10 protein-coding genes are annotated in these 11,595 nt (G+C 40.5%); 3 read left to right on the top strand and 7 right to left on the bottom strand.

All coding sequences use genetic code 11. The features are described from left to right. Positions 1-24: 24 nt before the first annotated feature. From QM629_RS03080 to QM629_RS03060, 5 genes are all read right to left on the bottom strand, one after another. Entirely contained in the window at positions 25-1,494 is a 1,470-nt protein-coding gene (locus QM629_RS03080) for a transposase (protein WP_415157073.1), read from the bottom strand. Between the two features lie 196 nt (positions 1,495-1,690). Beyond that, a complete protein-coding gene (locus QM629_RS03075) occupies positions 1,691-3,313 on the bottom strand; it encodes an ArnT family glycosyltransferase (RefSeq protein WP_415157071.1) in 1,623 nt (540 codons plus the stop codon). Next, the gene (locus QM629_RS03070; protein ID WP_415157069.1) at positions 3,310-3,930 is read right to left on the bottom strand and encodes a lipid-A-disaccharide synthase N-terminal domain-containing protein; all 621 of its coding nucleotides are present in this window, start codon (positions 3,928-3,930) and stop codon (positions 3,310-3,312) included. Before QM629_RS03070 ends, QM629_RS03075 begins: the two co-directional genes overlap by 4 nt. Further along, on the bottom strand, positions 3,927-4,646 hold the full coding sequence (locus tag QM629_RS03065; RefSeq protein ID WP_415157067.1) for a glycosyltransferase family 2 protein: 720 nt from the start codon (positions 4,644-4,646) through the stop codon (positions 3,927-3,929). Before QM629_RS03065 ends, QM629_RS03070 begins: the two co-directional genes overlap by 4 nt. Before the next feature lie 166 nt (positions 4,647-4,812). After that, positions 4,813-5,481, bottom strand: a complete 669-nt coding sequence (locus QM629_RS03060; protein ID WP_415157065.1) for a hypothetical protein — start codon at positions 5,479-5,481, stop codon at positions 4,813-4,815. Positions 5,482-5,876: 395 nt separating this feature from the next. Between QM629_RS03060 and QM629_RS03055 the strand changes: the two genes are divergently transcribed. Beyond that, entirely contained in the window at positions 5,877-7,889 is a 2,013-nt protein-coding gene (locus tag QM629_RS03055; RefSeq protein WP_415157063.1) for a M13 family metallopeptidase, read from the top strand. 191 nt (positions 7,890-8,080) lie between these two features. On the opposite strand, the gene QM629_RS03050 is transcribed toward QM629_RS03055, so the two are convergent. Together QM629_RS03050 and radC are read right to left on the bottom strand one after the other, a co-directional pair. Next, a complete protein-coding gene (locus tag QM629_RS03050; protein WP_415157061.1) occupies positions 8,081-8,581 on the bottom strand; it encodes an ORF6N domain-containing protein in 501 nt (166 codons plus the stop codon). A gap of 10 nt (positions 8,582-8,591) precedes the next feature. Continuing rightward, positions 8,592-9,281 carry a RadC family protein gene (gene radC, locus QM629_RS03045; RefSeq protein WP_415157059.1) on the bottom strand — a complete coding sequence of 230 codons (690 nt, stop codon included), beginning with the start codon at positions 9,279-9,281 and terminating at the stop codon, positions 8,592-8,594. 73 nt (positions 9,282-9,354) lie between these two features. Here radC and QM629_RS03040 point away from each other — a divergent pair, with 73 nt between their 5' ends. After that, a complete protein-coding gene (locus tag QM629_RS03040) occupies positions 9,355-10,305 on the top strand; it encodes a ribose-phosphate pyrophosphokinase (protein ID WP_415157057.1) in 951 nt (316 codons plus the stop codon). A 409-nt stretch (positions 10,306-10,714) separates the two neighbouring features. Further along, positions 10,715-11,329 (top strand): 50S ribosomal protein L25, encoded by a 615-nt coding sequence (locus QM629_RS03035; RefSeq protein ID WP_415157055.1) that lies wholly within the window; start codon positions 10,715-10,717, stop codon positions 11,327-11,329. The last annotated feature ends 266 nt before the right edge of the window (positions 11,330-11,595 follow it).

The raw sequence follows: 11,595 nt of genomic DNA, 5'->3' as shown, positions 1-11,595 counted from the left end.
CCCTAACCTGGAAAAATGTACGTATTATATGTTAATGTCTAAAGCTTGCATAAGTTTTTTTGCGGCTGCTGTATATTCATTAAGATGCCAGGTATTATTGATTTTTACTTTTTTTACATCAGTCAATAACTGTATGTAGTCGTTAACCGATATTTTTTTGAGTAAGTTTTTTGTCTTTAGTTCTATAAATAAATGTTGATACCATTGCAAGCAAATATGATTGATAAACATCCAGCCTTCAAGGGTTTGCTGATTTTGCATATAAGTGTGATCTGCTTCCAATACATTTTTCATGCCATCGAACATAGTTTCGATATACATTCTGCTTTTGTAAGTTTCGTAAACATCCTGTGCTGAAGCGTCATATAAATTGGTGAGAAGAGCAATGGTTCCAAAATGATTTCTGTGCTGATGGTATTTTTCTATGCTGTAATTTTCAGGATGTGTTTTTATTCTGCCTATGTAATCTGATTCTTCTTTAAGCCGTAATGTCTCATCTAAATATAAATGCAGGAGAAGTTTTTCGTGTTTGTAGGTATGATGCCAAACGGCTCGTTTTTCATGCTCAAAATAAACGGCATCGGTTTTAAATGTGTTGTTTGACAGGGCATTATAATCTATCAGTGCATTGTTTCTTTTCAATGGCAGAATAAAATCCAGTTTTTCCTGCAAAAGAAGGTCTCTGTTGGCTTCAGAGTAAAATCCTTTATCAGCCACTATAATTGCTTTTTTCAAACCCGCCTGCAATAAGGTGTTTTTAAATGCTTTTACTTCACGAACATTGCCAGGCAGCAGCCGGTAAAATACCGGCATGCGTTGAGTGGCGGAATAAACATAAAGAAGATTAAACTGTTGCTCAAAATTCAGTGGTGCATTATATCCCTTACGTGCTATGGCAATCTGCTCTGATTGGCTCAACACATGCGTTGCATCCATAAGAATATAATCCCCTTTTTCAATAAATGCTTTCATGTATGACTGCATGGCCCCAGGCATGCCTCCCGTTTTATTCAATACGCCGGAAGCCGTTTTTTCGTTAAAGCGATGAATGCCCAATAGCTCTGGCAGATAGCTGCTGTCTAAGCGGAAGGGAATGCTCTTTAATGGGCATTTATATACTATACGGCAATAAGCAATAGCAATTAATTCTTTCCACATCTCTCCAAAATATTTTTCGAGGCGCTTACTATAATCAGTAAACCGGGTAATAACAAGTTGAGCAACCCCATACTCTTTTACTAATACCGGGGCAATGGTGGTATGCGCTGTCATAGCTTTTGCTGCTAATCGTGCAGGTGAAGGCATAAAACCTTTTGTTTCACTGATAGAGCCCAATAATTTTCCGCTGACTTTCTTTGGCTTCTTTTTAAGAGCATCATACACCGTTTTATACGCGTACAAATAATATCTGCCATTGATGAGGCGCAGTTCTGTGCCGGGCTGTTTATGTTTTAATGCCCATTGAGGATGCGGAGAAGAAGAATGTTTGGACATAGTACGTACTTTACGTATTACAAATAAAATCAAAACCCTTGAAAAAACAAGGGCTTTAAAAGAAAAAATCTTCCTAATACGTATGTCTATCCAAGTTAGGGATTAAGCTGTTTGCAATAAAGCATCTGTTTTTTTCTTACATTATCTAACATGCCGGCAAGTTTACTGCCAGATGAACCATGTAAGGCCTGTAAGATTATAGCTTTTTTACCAGGTAATAATTCTTAACAAGCCGCTTGTTATATAGCCTGTTTTCTGCAGGCACTTCATTTAAGTCAACCGTAGCAAGCTGCGTAAAACTGTAGTTATTAAAGCTATGCATCAGTTCATCTGCTTTGCCGGCATAAACAAGCAGGCCAAAATTTGTATCTGCAGGTATCTTAACTGAATTGCCATCAGCTATATTTGGCATCGGATTTCCATAGCTCCATATTATTTCCGGAACGAAACCATCGCCTTCATACGTTTTAATGTTGTGCTTTTTCTCAATGCCATGCAGGTTAGCTGCATCATAATAGTTGCTGTTAGTATAAAATATTTTTGATAATGGTATGATGGTAGTTACAATGCCGCACATAAAAAAAACAGAGGCATAAAACACCTGTGCAAAATGTTTTTTCATTAACCCATTTATTATTGTAAACGCGCAGGTAAAAGAAATTATCACAAGCAATATATACCAGCCCATATAATTCTCCAGCCTGGGTTTCAATAAAAAAAGTCCGGTGAACGGAACGGCTAATCCTATCAGCGCAATCAATCCAAAGCTGATGTAAACAACCAGTTTTTCATATCTGCCCGTTATTTGCTTAAAAGAGATAATCAGGTATTGGATATAAAAGCTTGTATTCATAGCAAGCGGAATAAGCGCAGGCAATATATAGCGTACTTTTTTTTCAGGAATAAATGATAAAAGCAGTAACGAGGAAATTGTCCACAGAAATGAAAATGTATAGATTTTACTGTTGCTTACACGCTTACGCATATAGAAATACATTAAGGAAATAAAGGATGGAATGGTCCATATTCCGCTCTGCGTAAAAAAGCTCCAGTAATAATAAAAAGGTTTTACTTCATAATTTCCCCAATTCGCTGTTTGTTTTGACAAAGCGGTTCCCGCGCCTGTATCAAGATATTTTACATACAACGGCCAGGAAAGGCCAATTGCTAAACCAATGCAGAGCACAATCAGGCACAGTAATAAATTCTTACCTGCTTTTTGCCTGTAAATAATAAAATAAGCAATCAAAAAAGAAAGCAGTAATCCGTACATGGAAACAGGCCCTTTGCTAAGGAAAGAGCATCCTGCAAACAGGCCTGCCAGCGCGATATTCAATGCTGTATTTTTATTGAATGATTTATATAAGAAGTAAATACACGCCACCATAAATGCATGTGTGTATATATCCCATTGGTTATCCCTCCCCGAAAAAAATATATAGAAAGAAGTAATGAGTATAAGCGAAGCATATAATGGCTGGTTGTTTTCAGGCTGAAAACGTTTTACCAGCTTATAAAAAAAATACACAAGCAGCACGCAAATCAATGCAGCCGGCAGGCGCAGCACAAACATGCTTTGCATGCCATCCATCAGCATAAAAAAAGCGGTTAACCAGGTAGGCAGTGGCGGCTTTTCATAACGCGGCAAACCATTCATTGTTGTAAAAATCCAGTGGCCGTCATTTACCATTTCCCTTGCAGTAATCAGGTTCCTCGCTTCCATGATGTTTGTTTGTATCAAGCCGAGATGAACAAACAGCATCAGCACGGAAACAGCCATTAATGCAGCAAGCGGGTATTTCTCAGCAAGCGATTTCATGCCTGTTTTTTAATAATAACAATATTGCGGAAGTAAACCACAAAACCGGTAATCTGCCCGGCAAACAAAACAATATCTTTCCTGAACGCGGCATACACCAATATAAGAAAAGAGCCGGCGAGGCTGATGATCCAGAAGCCTAAAGGCAAATGCGATTCCTTTTTCTTCTCTGAATATATCCATTGATAAATAAACCGGCATGTGAATAGCATTTGAGAAACAATGCCGAGCACAAATAACCATGCCGGTATGTTTTCATTATGAAAAAGGTTTTCCCGGTCATTAACAGCATTGTTATAGCCATATATTGAAATAAAAACAGGAAAGAGATAGATAAGCGGGCGTAAAATACTGGCAAGTTTTTGCCACTGGCGCTGCAACTGCATATTGCGTATATAAATATAATACGTAATGGTTTGCCCCAGCATGATGACAAAATCATTCCTTAAATAGCCATATACAAACAACAGGAAAGATGCAAGTAAGCTAAACTCCCAAAACAAAACCGGCGTTAAAACTTTCTTCTGTTTTTCAGATAAAATCCATTGCAGTAAAAGCCGGCTTGAAAATAATATTTGCGCCAAAGCGCCAATGCCGATTATGCCCCAGTTACTCATAATCTCTTTTCAGCAATGGTGTAATTAATGTATTTCCGCTTCATCCATACATAAGCGAAGCAGTCGCCTAACGGGCCAATAAGCCTGTTCCATAAATGGAAGTTTGATTTGCCTGCAACCCTTGGAAAAGCGCGTACAGGCACCTGCATGATCCTGCCCTTTTGCAATAAGATCATCGCTGGTAAAAAACGGTGCAGGCCGTTGAACATAGGAATGGCTTTTGCCTTATCTGCTTTAATGATTTTTAAAGGACAGCCTGTATCATCCATACCATCGTGGGTAAAGCTGCGCCTTATGCCGTTGGCAATTTTGGATGATGTTTTTTTAACAAAAGAATCTTTTCTGCCGGTGCGCACACCGGTTACCAGGTCATACTCATTGCAATAATCAGCAAGTATATTAAAGTCCCCGGGCGAGGTTTGCAGGTCGGCATCAATATAACCCACCCATTTTGTATTGGCACAGTCAAAGCCTGCTTTAATGGCAGCGCTTAACCCGCAGTTTTTTTCAAATGATATATAAGTGAAAAGCGGATTTGCGTTGCATATTTCACGAATCATCTGCAGGCTGTCATCTTTTGATCCATCATTTACAAACAGTACTTTGGATGGAATTTTGGCTAAAGGAAAATAAGCTTCAAAAGCCTGCTGTATGCGTGGTAAATTTTCTTCTTCGTTATATACAGGGATAATGATCACTAATTCCGGTTGTTTCATTCAGGCGCTTTATTTTAACCGGCAAAATTAAACCATAACCAACTTGCGGTTTTTATTTTAAACTGAAAATACTTGTTACAGTTGCGCCAAAAATAAGGCGGTGGTTTTTTACGCAATGATGGGAGCAACGACTATAAATAAAAGTTATCGAAAATTTAAATGGCTTTTAAGCGCGGGCTTCTTTGTTTAAAGGATTTAAAACAATCAGCATAAACATGGTGCTGCTGCCAAATTCCAACAATTCGGCGCCTTTGCTGTCAAACGTTAAAAACGATAAGCCAAAAACCAGCAGGCAGCCGATGATCTGGTAAAGCCTGGCAACAGGAAAGGCAGCCTTATCAATAAAATTTTTAAATCCCGGCTTCTTATTGTATAGCCGGGGAATAACAATAAGATATATGGCAACGCCTGCTATCAATACATCTGTAAAAATTATTTTATTAAGCTTTTCACCATCTACAATGAGGTTATGAATATTCTCTTCATCCTGTGTATTGTGCTCACGGAAGTATTCAGAAGTTTGAAATTTAAAAATGCGCTGGCCCCAGCTTATTTCCTCGCCTAAAACAAAGAAGCTGCCCAATGCAATAAAAAAGTAAGTGAGAAAGAACCAAATATTCTTTTTGCGGGCATACTTCACCAAAAGAATCAGGCTGGTTAAAGTTAGTATGGCAAGCGGCACTAAAGTAAGGTCTTCAATAAAGCCATCCTCCTCTACATAAGATTCAAGGAACCAGGTTTTATCTACCCATGCGGCAATAATGCCAATAACCATTAGTACAAAAACAATTATTAAAACTATTTTTTCTAAACCGCCTATTTTATTTTTCTGCATTGTAAAAGTTTGAGATTCCGTGCACAAATATCATAAAAAATGTTCCGGTAAAAATCTCATTTACCATTTCATTTAGGCCTCGTATTATTTGCAAAACTTTATCATTGTATTGTTCGGCAGGCGGGAAAGTTTTTTAAATATTAAAACCAATAAGAAACAGCCGTTTTTGATAACAGACAAAATTCCTGGCATTATTTTTAAACAGGCTCTAAAAGATACCTTCAGGGAAAACAAGTGAAATAAAAAACTTCGCCTGATAAATTTTCCCGCAATATGAATTACAAAACAGCCGGAACAATTAACTTCGGTACAAACAAAATCAATTTCACTATCTCTGGCACAGGGAAATGTAACCTTGACCGGTTAATCATTTTACCGCTATAAAACATCTGTTCATGAAAAGACCGCTATTTCTTTTTGCAGCATTGCTCTCGCTGGCAGCATGTAATAACACATCTGATAAAAATATTGCTGATATACCGGGCATAGATTCATCCGTCAAACCCGGCGATAATTTTTTCATGTATGTAAACCGTAAATGGTATGATACCGTACAGATACCGCCTTCACAAACAGGCGTGGGCGCATACATGTTTATGAACTACCCGCAGCGTTTACGTTTGCAGGGCATACTGGACAGTGTTGCAAAAGCCGGCAATACCACAGGCAGTATTGAACAAAAGCTCGGAGATTTTTATGCTTCCGGCATGGATACAAATACCATTAACAAGCGTGGTTATGATCCCATAAAACCAATACTCACCCGTATTGACAGCATCAGTAATGTTGCTTCTTTAATGAAGTTTGTTGCAGATGAAGCAAGCGTGTATAATACCTCTGTGGTAGCCTTTTATGTGGGGCCGGATAATAAAAACAGCAATCTCAACATTGCCCACATCCACCAGTCAGGTATTGGTTTGCCCGAGCGGGATTATTATTTTAAAACAGATCCGTCAAGCATGGCTATCCAGCAGGCTTACAAAATATATCTTGCTGCACTATTTAAACTTACGGGCAGCGATACTGCAACGGCAGCAAAAAATGCTGATATTGTTTATAACATTGACAAACAACTTGCCGCTTCACATAAAACCAATATTGAATTACGCGATATAAATGCGAACTATAATAAAATGGCTGTTGCCACGCTTGCAAAACGTCAGCCCAATATCGGCTGGCCGGATGTATTGAATGAACTGGGCGCAAAAACAGATTCTATTGATGTGTCGCAACCTGCTTATTACGATAAGCTCAATGCAGTTTTAAAATCCATTCCGCTAAGCGACTGGAAAGTCTATCTGAAAGCGCATTCCGTTAATACATATACGGATGTGCTAAGCAAACCCTTTGTTGATGCGGCATTTGAGTTTAATAAGGTATTGTCAGGGCAGGCTGTACAAAAATCACGCGGCGAGATAATGGCAGGCGCGGTTGACCAATCACTGGGTGAAGCCCTCGGGCAATTGTACGTAAAGAAATATTTTACGGAAGATGCTAAAAAGCGTGCTTTGGAACTGGTGAATAATTTACAACAGGCGTTATCAGCAAGGATAGATAAGCTGGACTGGATGAGCGACAGCACCAAGCAAAAGGCGAAAGAAAAATTATTTGCTATCACAAAAAAGATCGGTTATCCCGATAAGTGGAGAGATTACAGCAATGTAACGATTATAAAGGATAAATACTTTGAAAATGTGGTATCGGCTGCTTCCAGTAATTATCAGTATCAGCTGGCAAAACTGAATAAGCCTGTTGACAGATCAGAATGGTTTACCACGCCCTCAACGGTTACAGCGTATTACAATCCTTCAGCCAATGAAATTGTTTTTCCCGCAGCCATCCTGCAACCTCCGTATTTTGATAACAATGCAGATGATGCCCTTAACTATGGTGGCATTGGTATGGTGATCGGCCATGAAATGACACATGCTTTTGATGATCAGGGTGCACAGTTCGATAAGAACGGCAACGTGGAAAACTGGTGGACGAAAGATGATTATGAAAAGTTCAAGGCAAAAACGCAACAGGTAGTTAATCTGTATAACAGTTTTACTGTGCTGGATACCGTGCATGTTAAGGGCGCTATGACGCTTGGTGAAAATACAGCAGATATAGGCGGCGTTGCCATTGCTTACGATGCTTTTAAAATGACCAAAGAAGGGCGGGATACAACAAAGGCCGGCGGCTTTACACCCGATCAGCGCTTCTTTATTTCGGTTGCACATATATGGCAGGTAAAGATGAAAGATGAATTTCTGCGCCTGTGGATCAATAACAACCCGCATTCTCCTCCAATATGGCGTGTAAATGGCCCGCTGATGAACTCAACACATTTTTATGAGGCATTTAATGTGCAGCCGGGCGATAAAATGTATCTGGCGGAGAAGGACAGGATTCATATCTGGTAACGAATAATATTCAGGGGGCAGTGATTTTCTTTCCGGTTAAAGCAAATGATGGGGCGTTTGGTATAATTCCCGGTTCTGATGCGCATACGGATAATATAGTTGCAACTATTCCGCCATAAGGTATTTTATGCTGCAACAATACTTCATTATGCCAATAATTTTTTTTACTTGTCTTTTATGCTTTATTGCCCTTACTTACTTTTAAAACCTATCCGTTCCCTGTGTTCCCATTTATCTTTCTGCAACAGGTAGTTTATAGCATCATACACATCTTTAAATTGTTTGTTGTATTTGCGTTCTAACTTTTTCAGCTTGTCGGTTAGGTCTTTATGGCTCAAAGCATATTGCCGTATAAATACAAAGGCCCTCATAATTGAGATATTTACATCAATGGCTTTTTGAGAATTTAAAACAGCGCTCAGCATGGCCACGCCCTGTTCTGTAAAGGCAAAGGCTAAATATCTTGTACCACCTCTTTTGTTTGAGGTGCTAAAATTGCACCTCAAAGCTTCCCACTCTGCCTTAGTCAGCTCAAACATAAAGTCTGGCGGAAACCTGTTAATGTTTGTTCTTACTGCCCTTTTAAGGTACTTGGTTTCTGTTTCATACAGCTCAGCAAGATCGAAATCCAACATCACCTTTTGCCCTCTTATTTCATAAATCCTTCTTTGAATTGATGGTATTATTTCCATGGCCTTCGTTTTATAGCAGCCCTTCATCAGCAAAACTGTAATAGCCGTACTCGCTTACAATAATGTGGTCTAACACTTTTATATCGAAATAAGCGGCAGCTTCATTAATTCTCCTTGTCAGCTCTTCATCGGTGCGGCTGGGCTTCAGGCTGCCGCTCGGGTGGTTATGGCAAAGAATAATGCTTGTTGCATCGTTCTCCAGGGCCTTTCTTACAATGATGCGCGGATCGGCAACCGTGCCGGCCATACCGCCTTCGCTTACAATTTCAGAATGCTTTATTTTATTGGCGCGGTTTAAATACACCACAGCAAATACCTCATGCTTCTTATACTGCAACTGGGCTTTCAGGTATTCCGCAATATCGCGGCTGCGAATTACAATGTCTAATTTCTTTTCAGCCACATCCCGGCGCTGGCCAAGCTCCAGGGCGGCGGCAATGGTTATGGCCTTTGCTTCGCCAATGCCTTTTACCTTCAGCTTTAAAATTTCTTTTACTGACAGCTTCCCCAGCTTCTGCAGATCATTACTCACCGATATAAGGAGTGCTTTGGCCACATCAACCGCACTTTTATCTTTTGTGCCGTTATTAATAAGGATGGCGAGCAGTTCTGCATTGCTTAAAGCATGGTAGCCTTTAAGCAGGAGTTTTTCACGGGGCCGGTCATCAACCGCCCAGTTTTTGATGGAAGAATTGGGCATTGGAAAAAATATGAAACTTCAAATTAGTATTTCTTTTTTGAATTTTTATCTTCGCCGCCTATCAAGCTACACTATGGGTCCTTCAGTAAAAATTTTTTCAGGTACCGGGTCGCAGGCGCTGTGCGCTAAAATTGCGCAGTGTTTTGGCGTTGCGCCCGGTAAAGTAAATATTCAAAAGTTCAGCGATGGGGAATTTCAGCCGATATTCCTTGAAAGCATTCGCGGTGATTATGTGTTTTTAATACAAAGCACCTGCGCACCCACAGATAATTTGATGGAGCTATTGCTGATGATTGATGCTGCCAAACGCGCCAGCGCTTATAAAATAATTGCTGTAATCCCATATTATGGCTATGGCCGGCAGGACAGGAAGGATCGTCCACGGGTGGCCATCGGGTCTAAACTGGTAGCCTCGCTGCTGGAAACGGCCGGCGCTAACCGCATAATTACCCTGGATTTGCATGCTCCTCAAATCCAGGGTTTCTTCGATATACCGGTTGACCACTTAGATAGCTCGGCAATTTTTATACCTTATATAGAAAAACTTAACCTGCCAAACCTTACCTTTGCGTCCCCCGACGTGGGGAGTACCAACCGCGTAAGGGAAATAGCCAGCTATTTTAATGCAGAAATGGTTATTTGCGATAAGCATCGCAAACGGGCAAATGAAATAGCCAGCATGGTTTTAATAGGCGATGTGCAGGATAAAGATATTGTTTTAATAGACGATATTATTGATACCGGCGGCACCCTTTCGAAAGCCGCAGCTCTTTTAAAAGACAATGGCGCAAGAAGCGTAAGGGCTTTATGCACGCACCCGGTTTTAAGTGGCAGGGCTTTTGAAAACATAGAAAACAGCGTGCTGGAAGAACTGGTGGTTTGCGATACCATTCAGCTAAAGCAGCCTTCTTCAAAAATCAAGGTTATTTCGGTGGCCGATCTTTTTGCAATAGCCATACGAAATGCTTACGAAAATAAGAGCATCACCAGTTTATTTATACACTCGCAGATGAGAGATAAATAAATTTCTTTTTTGAAAGTCAGCGACTTTGCGCATAGAACTGCGAAGTCCGGAGACCTGAAGTGTTCAAAACCTGCATTAGCGATCCGTATGATCGCCCACGTGTGAAGAAATAATTGTGCCAGGGGGATTTATACACCGTAGGTGTGGTGCGTGTAAACGTTCCGTTCCAATGGAACGGTAAAGAAACATTACGGGCAGCATTGTACACACGTTAAGCCTCTGTGAGGCTTTAAGAAAATGGTTTCGAACAACAGCTATGGTCCGGAGACTTCGCAGAGCAGGGCTGCCCCCCATCCCCTGAAGGGGAGTACCGTGCTTAAGTAGAATTTATTGGCTGGTAGCCAAAAAATAAAATTGTATTTTTTAAACTTCCCGTTCCTGAAAGGAGCGGGGCAAACAATAAATAAAAATGAAAACAATTACAATCGAAGGACAACTGAGGACCGAAATTGGCAAAAAAGCCACCCGCCAGCTTCGCTCTCAGGAACTGGTGCCTGGTGTAATTTACGGGGGTGCGCAGGAAGTGAACTTCTCTGCTCCTGCAAAGGCATTTAAGCCTCTTGTTTATACACCGGAATTCCAGTTGGCAGAAGTAAAAGTGGATGGCAAATCTTACACCTGCATCTTAAAAGATTTGCAGTTTGATAAGGTGAAAGACAACCTTATACACATTGACCTGCTTGAGCTGGTTGGCGACAAAAAAGTTATTGCCGACCTGCCCCTGAAATTCAACGGCACGCCCGCCGGCGTAAAAGAAGGCGGCAAGCTGATTACAAAAATGAAGTCGCTTAAAGTAAAAACCCTGCCTAAGCATTTAAAGGAAAATATTGAGGTTGACATAAGCGAGCTTAAATTAAATGAAAACATTCGCGTGGAAGATGTAAAAGCGGAGAACATGGAAATTATGAATTCACCCAGGATTCCCATTGCCTCCATTGTGCTTACGCGCCAGTTGAAACAGGAAGAAGCCGCTGCGGCCACTGCTGCCACAAAAACGGCGGCCCCTGCTGCAGCTAAGAAATAATTTTTCCTGCAATGCATAAAAGTCCTGCCTTTGCGGCGGGATTTTTTATTTATAGTAAACACAGGATGAATTTGTGCATTGGCTATTTGCACCTGCTTTGTAGGATTGTAAGATGATCTCACATTCCTGCACGTCATTCCCGCGACCTGTTCCGGTTTATCGGAAAGGCGGGAATCTCATAATCATGCTGTATAAGCAAGGATGACTTTATAAAATGTGTATTGGTACACGCTAAGTATGAGATGCCCCCGATGCGTTGGGGCATG

The sequence above is a fragment of the Parafilimonas sp. genome (assembly GCF_047606085.1).
Lineage (GTDB): Bacteria > Bacteroidota > Bacteroidia > Chitinophagales > Chitinophagaceae > Parafilimonas.
Note: the sequence above shows the minus strand (reverse complement) of the source record. Positions and strands in the feature narration are given on the sequence as shown.